Origin of the sequence: Streptomyces sp. NPDC001904 (genome assembly GCF_040297005.1) — a bacterium.
GTDB lineage: Bacteria > Actinomycetota > Actinomycetes > Streptomycetales > Streptomycetaceae > Streptomyces.
In genome coordinates, this window is record NZ_JBEOYI010000014.1 from 74,607 (window position 1) to 96,852 (window position 22,246).

The following is a 22,246-nucleotide window of genomic DNA, read 5'->3' on the forward strand; positions in this document are numbered from 1 at the left end:
TCCCTGACGCGCACGACAGGGGCGGCCCCGGTGAACCCGGGACCGCCCCTGGAGCCGTGACCTGCGTCTACTTACGGCTGTAGTTCGGCGCCTCGACCGTCATCTGGATGTCGTGCGGGTGGCTCTCCTTGAGACCCGCGGACGTGATGCGCACGAAGCGGCCCTTGGACTCCATCTCGTCGATGGTGGCGGCGCCGACGTAGCCCATGGTCTGGCGCAGACCGCCGACGAGCTGGTGCAGCACGTTGGCCAGCGGGCCGCGGTAGGGCACCTGGCCCTCGATGCCCTCGGGCACGAGCTTGTCGTCGGAGGCGACCTCGGCCTGGAAGTAGCGGTCCTTGGAGTAGGACCGACCCTGGCCGCGGGACTGCATGGCGCCCAGCGAGCCCATGCCGCGGTACGACTTGAACTGCTTGCCGTTGATGAACATCAGCTCACCCGGCGACTCCTCGCAGCCCGCGAGCAGCGAGCCGAGCATCACGGTGTCGGCGCCGGCGGCCAGCGCCTTGCCGATGTCGCCGGAGTACTGCAGACCGCCGTCGCCGATGACCGGGACGCCGGCCGCGCGGGCCGCGACGGCGGCCTCGTAGATCGCGGTGACCTGCGGGACGCCGATGCCGGCGACGACGCGGGTGGTGCAGATGGAGCCCGGGCCGACACCGACCTTGACGCCGTCGACACCGGCGTCGATGAGCGCCTGGGCGCCGTCGCGCGTCGCCACGTTGCCACCGATCACGTCCACGTCCACCGCGGACTTGATCTTCGACATCCAGCTCAGCGCGTTGCTGTTGTGACCGTGCGAGGTGTCGACGATGAGGAAGTCGGCACCGGCGGAGGCCAGCGCCTGCGCCCGCTCCAGCGCCTCGGGGCTCGCGCCCACGGCGGCGCCGACGAGCAGCCGGCCCTCGGCGTCCTTCGCGGCGTTCGGGTACTGCTCGGCCTTCTTGAAGTCCTTGACGGTGATGAGGCCCTTGAGCACACCGGCGTCGTCGACCAGCGGCAGCTTCTCGATCTTGTGGCGGCGCAGCAGCTCCATGGCGTCGACGCCGGAGATGCCGACCTTGCCGGTGACCAGCGGCATCGGCGTCATGACCTCGCGGACCTGACGGCTGCGGTCGTTCTCGAAGGCCATGTCGCGGTTGGTGACGATGCCGAGCAGCTTGCCCGCCGGGTCGGTCACCGGGACACCGGAGATGCGGAACTTGGCGCACAGCGCGTCGGCCTCGGCCAGTGTCGCGTCGGGGTGCACGGTGATCGGGTCGGTGACCATGCCGGACTCGGAGCGCTTCACGAGGTCGACCTGGTTGACCTGGTCCTCGACCGAGAGGTTGCGGTGCAGCACGCCGACGCCGCCCTGGCGGGCCATGGCGATGGCCATGCGGGCCTCGGTGACCTTGTCCATCGCCGCGGAGAGCAGTGGGATGTTCACCCGGACGTTGCGCGAGATGCGGGACGAGGTGTCGACCGCGTTCGGGAGGACCTCCGACGCGCCGGGCAGCAGCAGCACGTCGTCGTAGGTAAGCCCGAGAGTCGCGAATTTACCGGGCACGCCGTCGACGTTCGCAGTCATGACACCTTCTCCAAATGGCCTTGATCGGTGCGGGTGTCCATGCTAACGGCCTACGGCCGTGTCTCATTCCACGAGCAAGATCATCGGCCTTCTTTGTACGTTCCCACGTACGCGGCCGGAGTGTGTGCTACTGCTCGGCGAGCGCCCGCAGGCGGCTCAGCGCCCGGTGCTGGGCCACGCGCACGGCTCCGGGTGACATCCCCAACATCTGCCCGGTCTCCTCGGCGGTGAGGCCGACGGCGATGCGCAGGAGCAGCAGCTCCCGCTGGTTCTCCGGGAGGTTCGCGAGGAGTTTCTTGGCCCATTCGGCGTCGCTGCTGAGCAGCGCGCGCTCCTCCGGACCGAGGGAGTCGTCGGGCCGCTCCGGCATCTCGTCGGACGGCACGGCCGTCGAGCCGGGGCCGCGCATCGCGGCGCGCTGCAGGTCGGCGACCTTGTGGGCGGCGATGGCGAAGACGAAGGCCTCGAAGGGCCGGCCGGTGTCCTTGTAGCGCGGCAGCGCGAGCAGCACGGCGACACAGACTTCCTGGGCGAGGTCCTCGACGAAGTGCCGGGCGTCACCGGGCAGCCGGGACAGCCGGGTGCGGCAGTACCGGATGGCGAGGGGGTGGACGTGCGCGAGGAGGTCGTGCGTCGCCTGCGCGTCGCCGTCGACCGCGCGGCCGACGAGCGTGCCGATGACCCCCTGCTGGGCCGCTCCCTCGTCGTCGCGCATCGACCTATGGTGCCCTGCCGAGCCGCTGTCCGCGGCATCGCGTCCCTGGTTGTGCACCGAAGCGTTATCGACCGATGCGCCGGAGGCGCCCGAAGCGTTCGGGGCAGGTGCGCCGGAACTCATCTCCTGCGCCCTCCCCTCTCGCTGACCCTGCTCGCCCGATTCGTCGTCCCCGCGGAACTCCACACCATCAAGGATGCGGCATCGCGCGCGAAACGAGGAGCGACATCGCTCGCCGTACCCCGCCAGAGGCGCGGGGCTGCGTCCATGAGCGGCTTCGCCGCGGGGCGCGACCAGCCACAACGAAGCTGCGGCCGGCCGACGACATCACGTGGCACAACGTAGTCCGCGCCCGGCGCCCGGAGCGGAGCGCTACCGCACGAGACCCCAACGGAACCCGAGCGCCACCGCGTGCGCCCGGTCGGACGCGCCGAGCTTCTTGAACAGTCGCCGCGCGTGCGTCTTCACGGTGTCCTCGGAGAGGAAGAGCTCGCGCCCGATCTCCGCGTTGGACCGCCCGTGGCTCATGCCTTCGAGCACCTGGATCTCGCGTGCGGTGAGGGTGGGCGCGGCGCCCATCTCGGCCGAGCGCAGTCTGCGCGGGGCGAGCCGCCAGGTCGGGTCGGCGAGGGCCTGCGTGACCGTGGCGCGCAGTTCGGCGCGCGAGGCGTCCTTGTGCAGGTACCCCCGGGCACCGGCGGCGACCGCGAGGGCCACGCCGTCCAGGTCCTCGGCGACGGTGAGCATGATGATGCGCGCACCGGGATCGGCCGAAAGCAGCCGTCGCACTGTTTCGACGCCGCCGAGACCCGGCATGCGTACGTCCATCAGAATCAGGTCCGAGCGGTCGGCGCCCCAGCGGCGGAGGACTTCCTCCCCATTGGCCGCGGTGGTCACGCGCTCGACGCCGGGCACGGTCGCGACCGCGCGGCGCAGCGCCTCTCGGGCAAGCGGGGAGTCGTCGCAGACGAGGACGGATGTCATGACCGTCCTCCGCAGCTGATGCGCGTCACCTTGAGCCTCCAGGCTTTGTACGAATCGTCACCTGTGCGGTCGACACTCGGCAAGCCATTCGGACAGATGCCCGAGAGCTTGTTCCTTCAACCGCCTCAGCACTCTCAACGATGGTCACTCGAAAGAGTTACGGGTCAGACGGCCTGGTTCGGCACTCTACGTGAGGGGCCGGACACAACGGGAGCAGCGCGGCGCACCCTCAAGGTTTCGCCACAACCTATGCCCCATTTAGCGGCATTTCTTCCCTTTTGCTGGTGTCTGTAGCTAGATTCGCAATGAGTCATATTTTCATCTCCTTAGACAGTAGATGTACGGTCATGGGCACCGTTCCGCGTCACACCGGCTACAACGGCAACAAGGGGACACACCAATGGCAGATTTCTCCCGCCTTCCCGGACCGAACGCAGATCTGTGGGACTGGCAGCTGCTCGCAGCCTGCCGCGGGGTCGACAGCTCGCTCTTCTTCCACCCCGAGGGGGAGCGCGGCGCGGCCCGCAGCGCCCGTGAGACCTCGGCGAAGGAGGTCTGCATGCGGTGCCCGGTACGTGCGGAGTGCGCTGCTCACGCGCTACAGGTGCGCGAGCCGTACGGCGTGTGGGGCGGCCTCACCGAGGACGAGCGCGAGGAGCTGATGGGGCGGGCCCGCAACCGGCTCGTCACCGCGTCACCGGCGGGCGGCGCACAGTCCCCGGCGGCCGCTTCGTCCACCTGACGGCAGGACACGACACGCTGAAGGAACGTTTCTCCAGGCATGGGCACACGGGGTGCACCCATGCTCCCGTTCAGCGCGTGGCGGCCCTGTCGGCGGCCCGCGCCAAGTGATCGAGGGTCGCGGCGACGGCCGGCACCTGGGCCAGATCGGGCAGGGTGAGCGCGACGATCTCGCGCTGCACGGCCGGCTCGACCGTCACTGTGCGTGCACCCTTGGGCCGAACGGATTCGATGGCCAGTTCGGGCAGGACGGCGACGCCGAGCCCGGCGCCGACGAGTCCGATCACCGCCGGGTAGTCGTCCGTCGCGAAGTCGATGCGGGGGGCGAACCCGGCGCTCCGGCACACCTCCACCAACTGGCGGCGGCAGCGCGGACAGCCCGCGATCCACGACTCGTCCGCGAACGCGTCGATGGTGACCTCGCCGGCGGAGGCCAGCGCGTGCCCCTCGGGGACCAGGCCCACCAGGCGGTCGGCGAGCAGCGGGCGCACGACGAGGTCGTCCCAGTCCTCCGTCGCGTGGGCGCCCTCGTACCGGAAGGCGAGCGCGACGTCGCAGTCGCCCTCGCGCAGCATCTCCACCGAGCGCGGCGGCTCGGCCTCGACCAGCGAGACCCGGGTGCCGGGGTGCTCGGCGCGCAGCGCGGCCAGCGCCGTCGGCACCAGCGTCGAGCTGCCGCTGGGGAACGACACCAGACGGACCCGCCCGGCGCGCAGCCCGGCGATCGCGGCGACCTCCTCCTCCGCGGCGGTGAGCCCGGCGAGGATGCCCGCCGCGTGCCGGACCAGCGCCTCGCCCGCCTGGGTCAGGCGCATCTCGCGGCCGGTGCGGATCAGCAGCGGGGTGCCCGTGGAGGTCTCCAGGGCCTTCATCTGCTGGCTGACCGCGGGCTGGGTGCAGCCCAGCTCCCGGGCGGCCGCCGAGAAGGAGCCGGTGGCGGCGACGGCGCGCAGGACGCGGAGGTGGCGGGCTTCGATCACCCCTCAAGCATAAGCCCGACTTGGGGAATGCGCCGAATATTGCGTGGCGGCTTTGGTAAGGGGTCCCGTAGCGTGGCCGGTATGAAGCTCCTGTCTCTCAATCTCGGGCACCGCAAGGCCGTCGAGTACACCGACCAGGCCGAGGGCGTGACCGGCATCGACAAGCGGCCGGTCGAGGGGCCCGTGCGGGTGGCCGCGCCGGGTCCGAAGGGCACCGGCGGCAGCGGCCTCGCCGGGGACGCGGTGTGCGACAAGCGGCACCACGGCGGCGACGACCAGGCCGTGTACGCGTACGCGCGCGAGGACCTGGACGCCTGGGAGCGGACGCTCGGCCGGCCCGTCCCCAGCGGCGCCTTCGGCGAGAACCTGACGACCGAGGGCCTCGACATCACGGGCGCGCGGATCGGCGAGCGCTGGCGGATCGGCTCCGAGGTGGTCCTGGAGGTGACGTCCAGCCGGATCCCGTGCCGGACGTTCCAGGGGCACCTGGGCGAGAAGGGCTGGGTCAAGCGGTTCACGCAGGAGGGGGCGGCGGGCGCGTACCTGCGGGTGATCGAGCCGGGCGAGATCCGCGCCGGGGACCCGATCGAGATCGTGCACCGGCCCGATCACGAGGTGACGGTCCAGCTCGCGTTCCGCGCGGTGACCACGGAGCGGTCGCTGCTGCCGAGCGTGCTGGCGGCCGGTGAGGCGCTGCACCCGGAGGAGCTGCGGGCGGCGCGGGAGTACGTGGCGAAGTACGGCTCCTGACCCGGCCGGTGATCACCGGCACCCCCGGGCCGTCACTAACCTGGAGCCATGACTACGGCACTGATCACCGGATCCACCGCGGGCATCGGCGCCGCGTTCGCCCGGCGCCTGGCCTCCGACGGCCACAACCTGGTCCTCGTCGCGCGCGACACCGAGCGCCTCCAGGACCAGGCGACGGAGCTGCACGACCGGCACGGCATCGAGGCCGAGGTGCTCACCGCCGACCTCGCCACGGACGAGGGCATCACGGCGGTCGAGGAGCGGCTGGGCGACCGCAAGGACGCGGTCGACCTGCTCGTCAACAACGCCGGGTTCGGCAACAAGGGCCGCTACCTCGAAGTCTCCATGGCCGACGAGCTGACCATGCTGAAGGTGCACTGCGAGGCGGTGCTGCGGCTGACGTCGGCGGCGGCCTCGGCGATGCGGGAGCGCGGGCGCGGCGGGGTGGTCAACGTGGCGTCGGTCGCCGCGTTCGTGCCGCGCGGCACCTACGGGGCCTCCAAGGCGTGGGTCGTGCAGTTCACGCAGGGCGCCGCGAAGGATCTGGCCGGTACCGGGGTGCGGCTGATGGCGTTGTGCCCCGGGTTCGTGCGGACGGAGTTCCATCAGCGGGCCGGCATGGGCACCGACAACATCCCGAACTGGATGTGGCTCGACGCCGACAAGCTGGTGTCGGCGGCGCTGACCGATCTGTCCCGGGGCAAGTCGCTGTCGATCCCGGATCCGCGGTACAAGGCGCTGATGGGTGTGGTGAAGGTGACTCCGCGTTCTTTGCTGGGCGGGGTGACGTCGCGGACCGGGCGCAAGTACGGGCCGCAGTAGGTCGCGTTCGGCTGCGGCCCGGTGGGGCTTCTCGCGCAGTTCCCCGCGCCCCTGAAAGGCCTGCGGCCTTCAGGGGCGCGGGGAACTGCGCGACCGGCCACGACGGCGCCGCGCCTAGCCGGTGCTGCTCAGGATTTTCACCACGATGCCGGTCACCCCGGCGACCCCGACCCCGACGAACCACGCCCCGGCCAGCAACCGCCCCCGCACCACCCGATACCGCTCCTCGTACTCGTCCCGCAGCACCCCGGCCCGACCCACGGCATCCCGCCACACCTCCCTCCGCAGCTCCAGATAGCCCTCGGCATAGGCCCGTTGGACATCCTCGGCCTGCGTCTCCGTCAGCCACGGCACCCGCTCGGTGAACCGCCGCGCGGCGACCCGCCCCTCCGCCCGAGCGGCCTCCACCATCAAGAACCCCTCGATCTCCCGGATCACACCCCACCCCGCACCAACTCGGCCCGGGCGTCGGCGGCGGCGTCGAACGCCGGCGACTCCGAACGGATCCGCGGCAGGGCGACGAAGTTGTGCCGCGGCGGCGGACACGACGTCACCCACTCCAGCGAACGCCCGTGCCCCCACGGATCGTCGACGCCGACCGGCTCCCCGTACTGCGCGGTGCGCCACACGTTGTAGAGGAACGGCAGGAACGACATGCCCAGGACGAACGAGAAGATCGTGGAGAGCGTGTTGAGCCCGGTCAGCCCCTCCACCGCCAGATAGTCCGGCACCCGCCGCAGCATGCCCCGCGTCCCCAGCCAGTGCTGCACCAGGAACGTCCCGTGGAAGCCGACGAACAGCGTCCAGAACGTCACCTTCCCGAGCCGCTCGTCGAGCATCTTCCCCGTGAACTTCGGCCACCAGAAGTGGAATCCGGCGAACATCGCGAAGACGACGGTCCCGAAGATCACGTAGTGGAAGTGGGCGACGACGAAGTACGTCTCCCCCACATGGAAGTCCAGTGGCGGGGCCGCGAGGATCACCCCGGTCAGACCGCCGAACGCGAACGTGATCAGGAACCCGATCGCGTAGAGCATCGGCGTCTCGAACGACAGGGAGCCCTGCCACATGGTGCCGATCCAGTTGAAGAACTTCACGCCCGTCGGCACGGCGATCAGGAACGTCATGAAGGAGAAGAAGGGGAGCAGCACCCCGCCCGTGACGTACATGTGGTGCGCCCACACCGTCACCGACAGCCCCGCGATCGCGATGGTGGCGCCCACCAGCCCCTGGTAGCCGAACATCGGTTTGCGGCTGAACACCGGGATCACCTCGGAGATGATCCCGAAGAACGGCAGGGCGATGATGTACACCTCCGGGTGTCCGAAGAACCAGAAGAGGTGCTGCCAGAGCAGCGCGCCGCCGTTCGCCGCGTCGAAGACGTGCGCCCCGAACTTCCGGTCGGCCTCCAGCGCGAACAGCGCGGCCGCGAGGACCGGGAAGGCGAGCAGGACGAGGACGCCGGTGAGCAGCACGTTCCAGGTGAAGATCGGCAGCCGGAACATCGTCATGCCGGGCGCGCGCATGCACACGATCGTCGTGATGAAGTTGACCGAGCCGAGGATCGTGCCGAAGCCGGAGAAGGCCAGACCCATGATCCACATGTCGGCGCCGATCCCTGGCGAGTGCACCGCGTCGGACAGCGGCGCGTACGCGAACCACCCGAAGTCCGCCGCCCCCTGAGGCGTCAGGAACCCGCCCACCGCGATCAGCGACCCCAGCAGGTAGAGCCAGTACGCGAACATGTTCAGCCGGGGGAACGCCACATCGGGCGCCCCGATCTGCAACGGCATGATCCAGTTCGCGAACCCGGCGAACAGCGGCGTCGCGAACATCAGCAGCATGATCGTGCCGTGCATCGTGAACGCCTGGTTGAACTGTTCGTTCGACAGGATCTGCGTGCCCGGACGGGCCAGTTCGGCCCGCATGAACAGCGCGAGCACCCCCGCCAGGCAGAAGAACCCGAACGACGTGACGAGATACAGCGTGCCGATCGTCTTGTGGTCCGTGGTGGTGAGCCACCGCACCGCGGTGAAGCCCTTCGTCCCTCTCCTACGTCTCATGCCCGGTACGTGTCCGGGCCCGCCCCGCACGTCACCGCGCACCCCGCCCGAAAGATCACACACCGCGCCTGTGAACATCGGGGCGGAGCCGGACACAGACCGGGCATGAGCACGGACGCACCACGGGCACAGGCATGAGCGGCAGGACGACGGACGACGCCTTCGCGGCGGCCTACCGCGCCCACTACTGGGCGGTCAGCCGCTTCGTCGCGCGCCGTCTGGACCCCGGGGCCGCCCACGAGGTCGAGGAGGTCGTCGCCGACGTCTTCTCCATAGCGTGGCGGCGCCGTGCTGAGCTGCCGCCCGAGACACCGCTGCCCTGGCTGTACGCCGTCGCCCGCAACTGCCTCGCCAACACCGTGCGGGGCCTGGGCCGACGCCGCCGCCTGCTCGACCGCATCGGGCACCACGAACGCGCCCACCACCGGCAGATCGTGGCGGGCCCCGACACCGAGGACCCGGGCGCCTGGATCCACGAGGCGCTGGCCCGGCTCAACCCCGCCGACCAGGAGGCGCTGCGCCTGACCGCCTGGGAGGAGCTGGGCGTCGACGAACTGGCCGTCGCCCTGGAGTGCAGCCGCAGCGCCGCCGCGATGCGGCTGCACCGTGCCCGGCGCCGGTTGCGCGCCGAGATCGACCGGATGAACATGACCGTCACCGCAGGAGACCAAGCCCGTGACCGATGAACTGGCCCTGCTCCGCGCCGCCGATCCCGTGCCGGGCGACGATCCGCGCTACGCCGATTCGCGCCCGCTGCACCACGGCGCCGAACGTGCCCTGAACCAGCTGCTGCACCGTGGCCGGCGGGCCCGCCGCACCCTCGTGCTCCGCGCCGAGGCCGCCGTCTGCGCCCTCGCCGCACTCCTCGTCCTCGGCTTCTCCTACGCCTCGGCAACGGGCTTGCCCGGCACCGGCTGACCCGTCTGCTCAGTTCCCCGCGCCCCTGAAGGCCGCAGGCCTTTCAGGGGCGCGGGGAACTGCGCGACCAGCCACGACGGACGCCCCGGACGAAGGACGGCGTCACCGCAACCCGTGCCTCCGGGCAACCATCCGCTCCGAAACCCCCCGCGGCAGCACCCGTCGCAGCGCGAACACCACCGGCGCCCCGCTCCCCACGGCGTAGAACGGCCGAAGCCGCCCCGACTCCACCACGGAGACGACCTTCGCGGCGACCTTCTCGGCCGAGATCCCTTGCGCCTCATTGCGGTTGAGCGCGGCGAGCATGGTGTCGTAGGCGGCGCGGAACGGCGAGTCCTGCGCCACGTACTGGGTGCGCCGCTCGCTGATCCCGGTGGCGATCGACCCGGGCTCGACGGTCGTGATGCCGACCCCGTACGCCGCGTACTCCCGCCGCGCGGCGAGCGCGAAACCCTTGATGGCGGCCTTCGACGCGACGTACGACGACCGGTAAGCGAGCGGGAAGCTGGCCAGCATCGAACCGATCATCACCACCCGCCCGCGCCCCCGCTCCCGCATCCCGGGCAGCACCAGCTGACTGAGCCGCACGGCCCCGAACACGTTCAGCTGGAACAGCCGCCGCACCGCGTCCATCGGCAGCTCCTCGAAGGGGCCGCTCTGCGATTCACCGGCGTTGTTGACGAGGACGTCGACCTCCCCGGCGGCGGCCGCGCAGGCCTCGATGCTCGCCTCGTCGGCGAGGTCCAGCGCGAGGTACGTGACGCCCTCGACAGGGGAGTTGACGGCCTTGGGATCGCGGCTGGTGCCGTACACCCGGTACCCGCGCGCGACGAGCGCGGCCGCGACGGCCGCCCCGATCCCCGACGAGGCGCCCGTCACGAGCGCGGTCCTGGTCACGCGAGGCTCCGCGCGAGCGCCCGCCCGGCGGCCCGCCCGGAGAAGATGCAGCCGCCGAGGAAGGTGCCTTCGAGCGCGTTGTACCCGTGCACGCCGCCGCCGCCGAACCCGGCGACCTCCCCGGCCGCGTACAGCCCCTCGAAGACGGAACCGTCACCGCGGACGACCTGCGAGTCGAGGTTCGTCTCCAGGCCGCCCAGCGTCTTGCGGGTCAGCACGTGCAGGCGTACGGCGATCAGCGGGCCCTGCGCCGGGTCGAGCAGCCGGTGGGGCTTGGCGACGCGGGTGAGGCGGTCGGGCAGGTAGGAGCGGGCGTTGCGGACGGCCATGAGCTGGAGGTCCTTGCTGTACCCGTTCTCGATCTCGCGGTCGCGGGCCACGATCTCCCGCTCGACCTGCTCGTACTCGACGGGGGTCTTCGGCGTCAGCTCGTTCATGCCCGCGACGAGGTCCTTCAGGTTCCTGCGGACGACGAAGTCCTCGCCCTTGTCGAGGAACGCCTGGACGGGACCCGGTGCCCCCTTCTTCACCCGCTGGAGCACCAGCTTCATGTCCTTGCCGGTGATGTCGGGGTTCTGCTCGCTGCCGGAGAGCGCGAACTCCTTCTCGACGATCGCCCGGGTCAGGATGAACCACGTGTGGTCGTGGCCGGTCGCGGTGATGTGCTGGAGCGTGGCGAGTGTGTCGTGCCCGGGGAACAGCGGCGCGGGCAGCCGCTTGCCGGTGGCGTCCAGCCACAGCGACGACGGGCCCGGAATGATCCGGATGCCGTGGCCGGGCCAGATCGGGTCCCAGTTCTTCAGGCCCTCCGTGTAGTGCCACATGCGGTCGCGGTTGACGACGGAGGCGCCGGCGCTCTCGGTGATCCCGATCATGCGGCCGTCGACGTACGCGGGCACGCCCGTCACCATCGACTCGGGCGCCGGGCCGACCCGGTCGGCCGGCCAGTTCTTGCGGACCAGGTCGTGGTTGCCGCCGATGCCGCCGGAGGTGACGACGACCGCCTTCGCGCGCAGTTCGAAGTCGCCGACGGTCTCGCGGGAGGAGGCGACCCCGCGCGGCTCGTCCGAGGGGGCGAGCAGGGAGCCGCGTACGCCGACGGCCGCCCCGTCCTCGACGATCAACTCGTCCACCTGGTGGCGGTACTTGAAGGTGACGAGGCCGCGCTCGGCCGCCTCCAGGACCGGCTCGCGGAAGACGCGGACGACCTCGGGGCCCGTGCCCCAGGTGAGGTGGAAGCGGGGCACGGAGTTGCCGTGCCCGGTCGCGGTGCCGGAGCCGCGCTCGGCCCAGCCGACGTTCGGGGTGACCTTCAGGCCGAGCCCGTACAGGTAGTCCCGCTTCTCCTCGGCCGCGAACCGCACGTACGCCTCGGCCCACTTGCGCGGCCACCGGTCCTCGGTCTCCCGGTCGAAGCCGGCCGACCCCAGCCAGTCGGCGAGGGCCAGCTCGTAGGAGTCCTTGATGCCCATCCGCCGCTGCTCGGGGCTGTCGACGAGGAACAGACCGCCCAGCGACCAGAAGGCCTGCCCGCCCAGGTTGGCGGCGTTCTCCTGGTCGACCAGGACGACGCGCCTGCCCGCGCGGGTCAGTTCGTACGTGGCGACGAGCCCGGCGAGCCCGGCTCCCACGACGATGACGTCGGCGACATCGGCGTTGGTGTCACTCATGCGCTCTCCAAGGGGGTGCTGTAGGCGGTCAGTACGTTCATGAACAGGGCGTGCCTGCGGTCCCGTACGGCGCCGTCGTCGGGCTGCAGCAGCACCTGCACGGCGGTCCCGTCGTGCACGGCGACCAGCGCGTCACCCAGGGCCCGCCGGTCGGTGACCCGGCGCCCCAACTGCTCCAGGGCGGCCACGAGCACCGGCAGCACGGCCTCCCGGATCGCCTCCTCGCGGGCGGCCATCACGCGCCGCAGGCCGGGATTGCGCAGGGCGTGCGCCGTGAACTCGGCGGTGATCCGGTACCAGGCGTCGTCCACGGGGGTCGCCTCGACGGCCGCGCGCACGGCCGCCTCGGGATCGGCCGGGTCGAGACCGTCCAGCGCGGCCCGCACATCGTCGAGCATCCGCGCCGACCGCTCTTCCCACAAGGCGAGGAACAGCTCATCCAGGGACGAGAAGTTGGAGTAGAACGCGCCGCGTGTGAACCCGGCCCGCTCACAGACCTGTTCGACCGTGGAGCGGCCGAAGCCCTCCTCGGCGAAGACGCCGAAGGCGGCTTCCAGCAGCCGCTGCCGCGTGCGCGCACGCCGCTTCGTCACCGTGCCGGTCACGGCCATCCGTCACCTCGTCCGGAGCGTTCGACCCGCTGAGGGGTCTCCAACCACAAATGGATACAGGAACGTATTCGATACGTTCCTGTATCCACAAGGGTCGGGCGGGGATCAGCGGAGGGTCAGGCGAAGATCTCCACGAACGACCACACGGCGAGCCCGAGCATGCAGACACCGCCCACGCGCTGCACCGTCTTCAGCGGCACCCGCTTGGCGATGAACCGGCCCGCGATCAGGGCGAGACCGGAGACGGAGATCAGCGCGAGGAACGAGCCGATCGCGGTCGACCACGTGCCGTTCGTGGCGGCCAGGTTGGCGGTGGTGATCTGGGTCAGGTCGCCCCACTCGCCGATGAACACGGCCATGAAGGCGGTGCCGAACACCGGCCAGAACCCGGTGACGGTCTTCGCGCCCGCCTCGTCGTCCGCGTCCTCGTCGTCCCCGCCGCGCAGCAGCATGAAGGCGCCGAACAGGAACATCAGGCCGGAGACCAGCTTCACGATCCAGCCGGGCAGCAGGCCCAGCAGCGAACCGGCGCCGACCGCGATGGCGACGTGCACGGCGAAGGCCGCGGAGGTGCCGAACCACACGTAGATCGGCTTCATCCGGGTGCCCATGGCCAGTGAGGCGAACATGGTCTTGTCCGGGAGCTCGGCCAGGAAGATCAGGCCGAAGGCGGTGACGATCGCCACGGGATCGAGATGCATCGGAAGTCGGTTCTCTCTGTACGGGCCATCACCGGGCCCGTGAACCCACCCGCACCGGGGGACCACTCGACCCGGCAGCGGCACATGGGCATGCTGCCTGGTCGAAGGTCTCGCCCACCCGGCCTTCTCGGCGCGGGCCCGGCCACCGGGAACCCTGGGGTTCCAGTGTGTCGACGACCGGTTCGCGGGGCTACTCCCCTTCGCTTGCTCCCACCAGGGTACATGCGGCCGCGGAGCCCCGCAGTGGGCCGGATCACCCCTGCCCGTGCGGGGCGAGCACACAGAACTCGTTGCCCTCGGGGTCGGCCAGGACCACCCAGGCCTGCTCGCCCTGGCCGATGTCGACGCGCCGAGCGCCGAGCGCCTCCAGGCGGGCCACCTCGGCGGCCTGGTCGTCGGGCCGGAAGTCGAGGTGCAGCCGACCCCGGTGCCGGGTGACCTCGTCGGCGCGGACGAAGTCGATGCCCGGTGTCCGGTCCGCCTCCGGGCGGATCTCGAACTCGTCGTCGGACGTGTACGTCACCACCCAGCCGAGCGCCTCGGCCCACCAGCGGCCCAGGGCCGCCGGGTCCGCCGTGTGGACGACCACCTGTTCCCAGTTCAAGGTCATCCGCGGAGTGTAGGACCGGCCGCCGGACCGGCCCGCCGAGGCGCCACATTAAAAGGAACTGGCATTCGGGCTTTCCGATTAAGATCTCGACGATCGGCCAGGGGGGCCGGATCTTTCAGGGGCTTTGGGGGCGACGCCAATGGGTGTCATCGCAGGTGCTGTCGTGGTGGTGCTGGTCGTGGTCGTCGGATGGTGGGTCGTCAGGACCTACAACCGGCTCGTCCGGCTGCGGAACCAGACACAGGCGTCATGGGCGCAGATCGACGTGCAGCTGAAGCGGCGGCACGAGCTGATCCCGAATCTCGTCGAGGGCGCGCGCGGTTACGCCGCGCACGAGAAGTCCACCTTCGAGGCGGTCACCGCCGCGCGCGGGGCTGCTGTCAGCGGCGACCTCGGCGTCACCGACCGGGCGGCCGCAGAGGAGACGCTCACCGCGACGCTCGGCAAGCTGTTCGCGCTCGGCGAGAGCTATCCCGAGCTGAAGGCGGACCACCACTTCGCCACCGTGCAGGCCGAGTTGAGGTCCGCGGAGGACAAGATCGCGTACGCGCGGCAGTTCTACAACAGCGCCGTGCAGAGCTACCACACCGCCCTGGAGAGCTTCCCGGGGAACGTCGTGTCGGGCTTCGGCGGCGGGCACGGGCGGCGCGAGTACTTCGAGGCCGCGGGCGCGCCGCAGGACGTCGTGCAGGTGCGCTTCTGATGAGCCACACCGAACAGCTCTACTGGGGCGGCGCCGCCCTGATCGTGCTCTGGCTCGTCCTCTTCGGCCTGGCGCTGCTCGCCACCCGCAACGGCACGGTCACCCCGGCGCCCGCGACCCAGGAGTTCGGGCCCGACCCGGAGTCCCCGGCCGTGGTCACCTTCCTCGGCAACAACTGGCGGGGCGTCGAGTACGCCGCCGGGGCCACCCTTCTCGACCTGGCCGCCCGCGGCCTCGTCGAGGTGCGCCAGCCCGCCGACGACCCGGTCGCGAGCACCGTGCACGTCACCGAGGAGGGCCGGGCCGCGCAGGACCTGCTGCCCTACGAGCGGCGCGTCCTGGAGCGCGTGATCAGCCGGACCACCGAGGGCGGCGCCCCCATCGGGGCGATCGCCTTCCGCGACGCCAAGCGCGCCGCCGCCTTCAACGCGGAACTGCGCAAGGACATCGTCGCCGAGGCCCGGCTGCGCGGCCTGTCCCGCTCCCGGTTCGCGTCGTGGCTGGCCGCCGGGCTGATGCTGCTCGCCTGCGTGCCCGGCGTCCTGTTCGGCCTGGCCGCGCTGATGGGCCACCACGGCGTCCGTGCCGCGTTCGTCGTCGGCGTGCTCCCGGCGTCCGCGATGTTCTGGCTGCTCGCCAAGGCGCTGGGCGAGCGCGCGACCCCGCGCGGCCTGGAGCGCGCCGGGCACTGGGCCGGACTGCGTTCCTGGCTGACCGCGCACGAGGACTTCGCCCGGCTGCCCCCGGCCGCCGTCACCGTCTGGGACCGCTACCTCGCGTACGGGACCGCGCTCGGCGTCACCAGCCTGGCCGGCCGCCTCCTCGGCTTCGACGCGGGCGACCGGCGCCGCGTCTGGTCCAGCTACGGCGGCACCTGGCGCCCGGTGCGGATCCGCTACCCGCGGCTGCTGCCCGGCTTCGGCGCCTCGAAGGGCCGGCTGCTCCAGCTGGCGGCCGCCGCGGGCCTGGTCGCGGCGGCCCTGTGCGCCTTCGCGGTGCTGCGCCAGCCCGACTGGCCGCTCGCGGCCGACGCGCACAGCGACGGCACCCTGCGCCGCCCCGGTCTGATCCTGAGCGCCGGCTGGGTGGGCAGCGCGCTGCTCGGCATCATCGTGGCCGGGAAGTTCCGGCGCTGGACGGCGTTCCTGGCGTTCCTGGCGATGATGCCCGGCAACTTCGCGAGCGCCGACCACGGCTGGTTCCACGACGTCGCGGCCCAGGAGGGCCCGGCCCCCGTCGAGTGGGCGGCGATCGCGGTCTTCGGCGCGCTGGCCGCGTATCTGCTGGTCCTGGCCTGCCTGGAACTGCGCGCACCGCACACGATCACCGGTGAGGTGCTGCGGGTGGAGTGGCGCAAGGACAGGAAGGCGGCGCGTTTCCTGGCCCTGGACGAGGGCGGCACCGACCTGACCACGGCCTGGGCACTGCCCGCGGCCTCCCGGGGCATCGCGACCGGCGCCCAGGTCCGCCTGACCGTCTCCCGGGGCACCCGGACCATCCGCTCCGCGGAGCTGGTCCGGGCCGCCCTGTGGGAGGGGGACTGGGCCGAGGCGTCGGCGCCGGGGCGGACCGCTTCGTAGGACGGCATCCGCGGGTCAGCCGTGCGCGGTCCGGCCGCCGGGGCGGTCGGTGAGCAGGGCCGCCCCGACCGAGGCCAGGACCGCGACGACCGCGCAGCCCGCCGTCACCGCGCCGACCGTCGCCCACGGCAGGCTGACGCCCAGCGGCCCGGCGATCCGGACCAGGGCGATCCACAGGCCGCCCAGGCCGATCGCCGCCGTCGCGCAGGCGAGCACCACGCCGATCGCCACGACCAGCAGCGCCTCCGCCGCGACGCACCGCAGGATCTGGCCGCGCCGGGCGCCCAGCAGCCGCAGCGCCCGCCGCTCGGGCGCCCGGTCGGCCACCGCCATCAGCACCGTGTTGACCAGGGCGATCGTGGTGTACGCGAGGATGATCGCGAGGACCGCGAGGAGGCCGACACGGCTGGCCGACCGTCCGCCCGCGCCGGTGTCGGCGGCCCACGCGGCCCGGGTCACGGCGTGCGCGTTGTGCCCGTCCGTGGCCCTGCGCAGGGCGGCTTCGACGCCGGCGGGGGACGCTCCGGCGCGCAGCTTCACATAGGCGACCGACGGCAGCGCGGAGAAAACGTGGGCGCGCGTCGCGTAGGCGTCGGCGGGCGCGCCCACCCCGAGCAGGCCGACCACCGTCAGAGAAGCCCTGCTGCCGTCGGCCCGCCACACCCTCACCCGGTCGCCGAGCCCCACGCCCCAGGTGGGGGAGACCACGACGCCGTGTGCGTCGAGAGCGCCGAACGAGCCTGCCGAGAGCGGGACATCGAGCACCGAGGGGAGTGTCCTCGGGTCGACGGCCTCGACCGGACGCCGGATGAGTACGGTGTCGCCCTCCAGGGTGTACAGGCTGGACGGTGTCGTGGTGGTGACGTCCACGCCGGGCAACTCTCGTAGGTGCTGCACGAGTTGGCGGTCGAGGCCGGATCCCGCGTCGGGCAGTACCAGATAGTCCGCCCGTACGGGTTCGGTGCGCATCGCCGCCTTCGCGTCGTCGCCCGTCGCGGCCCCGCCGAGCAGCGCGGCGGCAAGACCCACCGTGACCAGTACCGGCGCCGCCGTCATCGCGGTCTGCCGGGCCGAGGCCAGCACGGACGCGGACACCAGGGTGCCGGTCGCGCCGCGCAGCCGTTCCAGCGGCGCCGCGAGCAGCCGGGTGACCGGGCGGACGGCGACGGGGGCGAGCAGTCCCGCGGCCGCGACGAGCAGCATGACGTTGGGCATGGCCGTCTTGTTGCTGGCGGCCGACGCGGGGTCGCCGACCGCGGTCACCGCCATGCAGACCAGTGCCGTGCCGAGCGCCCCCGCACCCAGCACCCAGCGCGTCGGCGTCATCGCCCGCGACTCGACGGCTGCCTCGCGCAGGGCCTCCGCCGCGGCCACGCGCCCGGCCCGCCGCGCCGCGGCCACCGCTCCGAGCAGCGCGACCAGGACACCGGTGGGGAACGCGACGAGCGAGGGGACGACGGAATCGCTCGGCACCGTCCACGCGGGCGCCATCCCGAGCCGGATCAGCCGGTCCAGAACGGGCTGGGTGGCCAGCGGCCCGGCCAGCGCGCCCGGCGCGGCGGCGGCCACCGCGAGGAACCACGCCTCGGCGTGCACCATCCGCCGCACCTGCCGCCGGGTCGCCCCGACCGTGCGCAGCAGCGCGAACTCGCGGCGGCGCTGCGAGACGGCGAACGCGAAGGTGGACGACACGACGAACACGGCGACGAACGCGGCGAACCCGCCCGCGATCCCGACGACCGTGGCGGCGTTGTTCCGGGCCCGGTCGTCCTCGGCGCGGGCCGGGTCGGGCAGTGCCCTGTCCTGGCCGGTGAGCACTCGGGGGCCGGTCTCGTGGTCGCCGACCGCGGCCCGTACCCGGGCGGCCGGCTCCCACAGGGCGAGCGCGTCGATCCGGGGCGAGAGCGTCGCGGCGCGGGCGTCGCTGAAGAACACCGTGCCCTGCGGGCCCGCCGTGGTGACCCCCACCACCGTGTAGCGCCCGGTGCCGTCGGCCGTGACGACGCCGACCCGGTCGCCGACCGTCGCACCGGTACCGGCCGCGCGGGCCGACGTACTCACCGCGATCTCGCCGTCGCCCGTCGGGGCGCGGCCCTCGGTGATCCGCTGCGCCGCGGTGCGGGCGGCCGACCAGGGCCGGCCGACGGCGGGCGGGCCGCCGGCGAGGCGGGCGGGGAAGATCCGGTCCACGACGGCGCCGGGGAGCCGGGCGGCGAGTGCCGCGGGCAGCCCGCGCGGCTCGGCGCGCGGCGCCCCGGTCGCTCCCTGCCTGCCGTGCACGGTGATCCGCCCGTCGGGGACGACGACGACCGGCGCCGCCGCGTACCGCTGCGGGCCCCGGTCGGGAGTGGTGACGGTGCTGGCAAGGACCTGGCCCATCGCGGCGATCAGCGCTGTGCCGAGGAAGAGCGCGGCGAAGCTGCCCAGGAAGGAGACCCAGCGGGTGCGCAGTGTGGACAGCGCGAGGGTCAGCACGACGCCTCCAGCAGCAGCATCCGGGCGACGACGGAGTCGGGGTCCGGGGCGGTGAGTTCGTCGCGGATCCGCCCGTCGGCGAGGAACAGGACCCGGTCGGCGCAGGCCGCCGCGGCCGGATCGTGGGTGACCATCACCACGGTCTGCGCGTGCCGGTCGACCACGGTCCGCAGCAGCCGCAGCACCTCACGACCGGTGGTCGCGTCCAGGGCGCCGGTCGGCTCGTCCGCGAACAGCACGGCCGGCCGCGTCACCAGCGCCCGCGCGACGGCGACGCGCTGCTGCTGGCCGCCGGACAGCTGGGCCGGCCGGTGCCCCGCCCGGTCGGCGAGCCCCACCGCGGCGAGACCCCGTCGGACGGCGTCGCGGTCGGGCCGCCGCCCGGCCAGCCGCAGCGGCAGCGCGACGTTCTGCTCGGCCGTCAGCGACGGCACCAGATTGAACGCCTGGAAGACGAACCCGATCCGGTCCCGCCGCAGCTCCGTCAGCCTCCTGTCGTTCAGCCGTGCCAGGTCCTGCCCGGCCACGACGACCCGCCCCGAGGTGGGCCGTTCGAGCCCGGCGGCACACTGCAGCAGCGTCGACTTGCCCGAGCCGGAGGGACCCATCACGGCGGTGAACGTGCCGTGGCCGAAGCGGGCCGTCACGTCGTCGAGCGCGGTGACCGGGTCTTCGCCGTTCGGATAGCTCCTGCTCACCGACTCCAGCACCACTGATGTGTCGAGGCTGTCGAGGGGTTTCACCGCGATGCACGTCCGTCCTGGTCGTCCCGCCGGGGGCTGTCTCCTCCCGGGGTGCCGTGCTCGGGACGCTACGGGCGCGAGCTCCGGGCCCGGTACCGGACAGATGACTAGGATCGCCCCGGACGGCTGGTCAACGGGGGTTGGGCACATGGCAGTTGCGGGACGTTCGGCGCTGCGCGGACGGGCGGCGGAACAGGCGGCGCTCGACGCGCTGCTCGTCGGCGCCGCCGCCGGCCGCAGCGGGGTCTTCGTCGTCCGGGGCGAGCCGGGTATCGGCAAGACCGCGCTCCTGGAGTACGCCGAGGAGCGGGCGCGCGGCACCCACGGCACGGCCGTCGTCACGACCACGGGCATCGAGACCGAGGCCGAGATCCCGTTCGCCTCGCTGCATCTGCTGCTGCACCCCGTGCTCGACCGCGTCGACTCCCTGCCCGCACCACAGGCGGCCGCCCTCAGGGCCGCGTTCGGCACCGGCCCCGGAAGCACCGACGACCAGCTCATGGTCGGCCTGGCGGTGCTGTCCCTGCTGTCCGAACTCGCCTCCGACGCACCTCTGTTGTGCCTGGTCGACGATGCGCACTGGCTCGACCACGCCTCTGCCCGCGCCCTGCTGTTCGCCGCGCGCCGCCTCCAGGCCGAGGGCATCGCCCTGGTCCTCGGCGCCCGCCCCGGCTTCGACCCGGCCGGGCTGCCCGAACTGTGCCTGGCCGGCCTCGACCCCGACAGCAGCGCCCGACTCCTCGAGGACCGCTCACCGCGGCTGAGCCCGCCGCTGCGCCGCCGCGTCATGGCGGAGAGCGCGGGCAACCCCCTCGCCCTCCTCGAACTGGCCCGCACGGGAGACGCGTTCGGCCTGGAGCCGCTGCCGTTGCCGCACCGCATCCAGGAGGCGTACGGCGCCCGCATCGCGGAGCTGTCCGCCGGAGCCCGTACGGCCCTGCTCGTCGCCGCGGCCGAGGACGGCGGCGACCTCGACGCGATCCTGCGCGCCGCCGCTGAACTGGGCGCCGCGCCGGGCGCGTTGGGCGAGGCCGAGCGGGCCGGTCTGATCCGGGTCGACGCCGGACGCATCCGGTTCGTCCACCCGCTGATGCGCGGCGCCGTCTTCCGCGCCGACTCCTACGAGGCCCGGCTCGCCGCTCACCGGGCCCTCGCCGGCGTACTGCGGGACCGGCCGGACCGGCGGGCCTGGCACCTGGCCGCCGCCGCGACCTGCCCCGACGAGGAGGCGGCGGCCGCCCTGGAGAGGGCCGCCGGACGGGCCCAGGAGCGGCACGGCCACGCGGGCACCGCCGCCGCGCTGGAACGCTCCGCCGCGCTGACCGGCGATCCGGCCCTGCGCGCCATGAGGCTGGCCGCCGCGGCGCAGGCAGCCGCCGACGCGGGACTGACGCCCCGCGCCAAGTCCCTGGCCGAAGCCGCCGGCCGCGACACGGCCGACCCGCGCACCCGCGCCCGTCTGCAGGCCCTGCGCGCCCGTACGGCCTTCGACGACGGGGACCCGGGCACGGCCCACGACCTGTTGCTCGGCGCGGCGGACGCCGTGACGGGAGCGTCCGCCGGGAACACCGGGGAAGCGCGGGTGGCGGCGGGCATGATGCTCGTGGACGCGGCGCGCAACGCCTGGCAGCTCGGTGACACCGCCCGGCTGCGCGCGGCGGCCGACCGCCTCGCGACGCTGCGGCTGCGCCCCGAGGACGGCCTCGACCCGGCCGTGGCGGCGGTGACGGGGGCGGCCGTGTTCCTGGAGGACGGGCCCGCGACCGCGCTGCCGGCCCTGCGGGCCCTGGTGGCCGACGGCCGCCGCAACCGTTCCGGTTCCCCGGCCCTGCTCATCAACGCGGCCTTCGTCGCGGGCCTGGTCGGCGACTTCGACGCGGGGCGGGAGATCTCCGCCGCCGTCGCGGCCGACTGCCGGGCCCGCGGCGATCTCGGCTGGCTGCCGCTCGCGCATCTGACGCTCGCCGCGTCCGAGCTGTACCTCGGCCGGTTCCGGGACGCGGAGGCGACGGCGGTCGAGGGGCTGCGGGCCGCCGCCGACACCGGCCAGCCCAACCGGGCCGGCTACCTCCAGGGGATGCTCGCCTGGATCCTGGCGGTCCGTGGTGACCAGGCCCGTTCGGCGGAACTCGCCGCCCGCTGCCACGACCACTTCGACGCCACGGGCATCGCCAACAGCCTGGCCTGGGCCGAGTGGGCGCTGGCCCTCGGCGACCTCGGTCAGGGCCGCTTCCCGGAGGCGCTGGAACGCCTGGACGCCACCCGGGCCGGCCCGGTCCGCCGCCAGATCCAGAGCGTCTACTTCGCCCCCGACCGCGTCGAGGCCGCGTCCCGGCTGGGGGTGCCCGCCGACGCGCCCCTCGCCGAGTTCACCGAGTGGGCCGACGCGTCCGGTCTCGCCTGGGCCGATGCGGTGCTGCACCGCTGCCGCGCCCTCCTGGAGCCCGACTGGGGCACGGCCCACGACCTGTTCACCAGGGCCGTCCGCGGCCACGCCGAGAGCGGCCGCCCCTGGGAGGCGGCGAGAACCCGCCTCCTCTTCGGCGAGCGCCTGCGCAGGGAACGTCACAAGACGGACGCCCGCCTCCATCTGGCCGCCGCCCTCGACACCTTCGAACGCCTGGGCGCGACCCCCTGGGCGGACCGTGCCCGGGCGGAACTGCGAGCGGCCGGCGTGACGGCCCCCCGGTCGGCCCGCACCACGGACACCCTT

At 72.9% G+C, this 22,246-nt stretch carries 20 protein-coding genes and 1 pseudogene; 8 read left to right on the plus strand and 13 right to left on the minus strand.

Annotated elements, in window-relative coordinates:
- Positions 1-67: 67 nt before the first annotated feature.
- The 3 genes from guaB to ABT127_RS22620 form a co-directional block, all read right to left on the minus strand.
- The gene (guaB, locus tag ABT127_RS22610; RefSeq protein WP_351452909.1) at positions 68-1,570 is read right to left on the minus strand and encodes an IMP dehydrogenase; all 1,503 of its coding nucleotides are present in this window, start codon (positions 1,568-1,570) and stop codon (positions 68-70) included.
- Between the two features lie 127 nt (positions 1,571-1,697).
- Positions 1,698-2,285 (minus strand): sigma-70 family RNA polymerase sigma factor, encoded by a 588-nt coding sequence (locus ABT127_RS22615; RefSeq protein ID WP_351452910.1) that lies wholly within the window; start codon positions 2,283-2,285, stop codon positions 1,698-1,700.
- 372 nt (positions 2,286-2,657) lie between these two features.
- Positions 2,658-3,269 carry a response regulator transcription factor gene (locus ABT127_RS22620; protein ID WP_003948568.1) on the minus strand — a complete coding sequence of 204 codons (612 nt, stop codon included), beginning with the start codon at positions 3,267-3,269 and terminating at the stop codon, positions 2,658-2,660.
- Between the two features lie 400 nt (positions 3,270-3,669).
- Here ABT127_RS22620 and ABT127_RS22625 point away from each other — a divergent pair, with 400 nt between their 5' ends.
- A complete protein-coding gene (locus tag ABT127_RS22625) occupies positions 3,670-4,011 on the plus strand; it encodes a WhiB family transcriptional regulator (RefSeq protein WP_351452913.1) in 342 nt (113 codons plus the stop codon).
- A gap of 70 nt (positions 4,012-4,081) precedes the next feature.
- Here ABT127_RS22625 and ABT127_RS22630 read toward each other — a convergent pair whose 3' ends face one another.
- Positions 4,082-4,990, minus strand: coding sequence for a LysR family transcriptional regulator (locus ABT127_RS22630; RefSeq protein ID WP_351452916.1), 909 nt, complete (start codon positions 4,988-4,990; stop codon positions 4,082-4,084).
- 81 nt (positions 4,991-5,071) lie between these two features.
- Between ABT127_RS22630 and ABT127_RS22635 the strand changes: the two genes are divergently transcribed.
- Both ABT127_RS22635 and ABT127_RS22640 read left to right on the plus strand, forming a co-directional pair.
- Positions 5,072-5,740: an MOSC domain-containing protein gene (locus ABT127_RS22635; RefSeq protein WP_351452918.1), complete on the plus strand. Its 669-nt coding sequence runs from the start codon at positions 5,072-5,074 to the stop codon at positions 5,738-5,740.
- A gap of 48 nt (positions 5,741-5,788) precedes the next feature.
- Positions 5,789-6,562: an SDR family NAD(P)-dependent oxidoreductase gene (locus ABT127_RS22640; RefSeq protein ID WP_351452920.1), complete on the plus strand. Its 774-nt coding sequence runs from the start codon at positions 5,789-5,791 to the stop codon at positions 6,560-6,562.
- 114 nt (positions 6,563-6,676) lie between these two features.
- On the opposite strand, the gene ABT127_RS22645 is transcribed toward ABT127_RS22640, so the two are convergent.
- Positions 6,677-6,973: a hypothetical protein gene (locus tag ABT127_RS22645; RefSeq protein ID WP_351452923.1), complete on the minus strand. Its 297-nt coding sequence runs from the start codon at positions 6,971-6,973 to the stop codon at positions 6,677-6,679.
- A 23-nt stretch (positions 6,974-6,996) separates the two neighbouring features.
- The gene (ctaD, locus tag ABT127_RS22650) at positions 6,997-8,625 is read right to left on the minus strand and encodes an aa3-type cytochrome oxidase subunit I (protein WP_351452926.1); all 1,629 of its coding nucleotides are present in this window, start codon (positions 8,623-8,625) and stop codon (positions 6,997-6,999) included.
- Positions 8,626-8,759: 134 nt separating this feature from the next.
- Between ctaD and ABT127_RS22655 the strand changes: the two genes are divergently transcribed.
- Together ABT127_RS22655 and ABT127_RS22660 are read left to right on the plus strand one after the other, a co-directional pair.
- On the plus strand, positions 8,760-9,311 hold the full coding sequence (locus ABT127_RS22655) for an RNA polymerase sigma factor (RefSeq protein WP_351452929.1): 552 nt from the start codon (positions 8,760-8,762) through the stop codon (positions 9,309-9,311).
- Positions 9,301-9,543, plus strand: a complete 243-nt coding sequence (locus ABT127_RS22660) for a hypothetical protein (protein ID WP_351452932.1) — start codon at positions 9,301-9,303, stop codon at positions 9,541-9,543. Before ABT127_RS22655 ends, ABT127_RS22660 begins: the two co-directional genes overlap by 11 nt.
- A 102-nt stretch (positions 9,544-9,645) precedes the next feature.
- Here the strand turns inward: ABT127_RS22660 and ABT127_RS22665 are convergent, their stop codons facing one another.
- The 5 genes from ABT127_RS22665 to ABT127_RS22685 form a co-directional block, all read right to left on the minus strand.
- Entirely contained in the window at positions 9,646-10,440 is a 795-nt protein-coding gene (locus tag ABT127_RS22665) for an SDR family NAD(P)-dependent oxidoreductase (RefSeq protein WP_351452935.1), read from the minus strand.
- Entirely contained in the window at positions 10,437-12,110 is a 1,674-nt protein-coding gene (locus ABT127_RS22670) for an FAD-binding dehydrogenase (RefSeq protein WP_351452938.1), read from the minus strand. Before ABT127_RS22670 ends, ABT127_RS22665 begins: the two co-directional genes overlap by 4 nt.
- A complete protein-coding gene (locus tag ABT127_RS22675) occupies positions 12,107-12,715 on the minus strand; it encodes a TetR/AcrR family transcriptional regulator (protein ID WP_351452941.1) in 609 nt (202 codons plus the stop codon). Before ABT127_RS22675 ends, ABT127_RS22670 begins: the two co-directional genes overlap by 4 nt.
- A 122-nt stretch (positions 12,716-12,837) precedes the next feature.
- The gene (locus ABT127_RS22680; protein WP_351452944.1) at positions 12,838-13,422 is read right to left on the minus strand and encodes a TMEM165/GDT1 family protein; all 585 of its coding nucleotides are present in this window, start codon (positions 13,420-13,422) and stop codon (positions 12,838-12,840) included.
- 253 nt (positions 13,423-13,675) lie between these two features.
- Entirely contained in the window at positions 13,676-14,032 is a 357-nt protein-coding gene (locus tag ABT127_RS22685) for a VOC family protein (protein WP_351452946.1), read from the minus strand.
- 139 nt (positions 14,033-14,171) lie between these two features.
- On the opposite strand from ABT127_RS22685, the gene ABT127_RS22690 reads away from it, so the two are divergent.
- Complete coding sequence (locus ABT127_RS22690) at positions 14,172-14,735, plus strand: LemA family protein (RefSeq protein WP_351452949.1); 564 nt, start codon at positions 14,172-14,174, stop codon at positions 14,733-14,735.
- Positions 14,735-16,315, plus strand: coding sequence for a DUF2207 family protein (locus ABT127_RS22695; RefSeq protein ID WP_351452951.1), 1,581 nt, complete (start codon positions 14,735-14,737; stop codon positions 16,313-16,315). The genes ABT127_RS22690 and ABT127_RS22695 overlap by 1 nt, the downstream gene beginning before the upstream one ends.
- Positions 16,316-16,330: 15 nt before the next feature.
- Here the strand turns inward: ABT127_RS22695 and ABT127_RS22700 are convergent, their stop codons facing one another.
- Together ABT127_RS22700 and ABT127_RS22705 are read right to left on the minus strand one after the other, a co-directional pair.
- Positions 16,331-18,790: an ABC transporter permease gene (locus ABT127_RS22700; protein WP_351452954.1), complete on the minus strand. Its 2,460-nt coding sequence runs from the start codon at positions 18,788-18,790 to the stop codon at positions 16,331-16,333.
- Positions 18,784-19,533, minus strand: coding sequence for an ABC transporter ATP-binding protein (locus ABT127_RS22705; protein ID WP_351452956.1), 750 nt, complete (start codon positions 19,531-19,533; stop codon positions 18,784-18,786). Before ABT127_RS22705 ends, ABT127_RS22700 begins: the two co-directional genes overlap by 7 nt.
- A 148-nt stretch (positions 19,534-19,681) precedes the next feature.
- Between ABT127_RS22705 and ABT127_RS22710 the strand changes: the two are divergent.
- Positions 19,682-20,167: pseudogene (locus ABT127_RS22710) on the plus strand (ATP-binding protein); the annotation flags it as partial.
- Between the last annotated feature and the right edge of the window lie 2,079 nt (positions 20,168-22,246).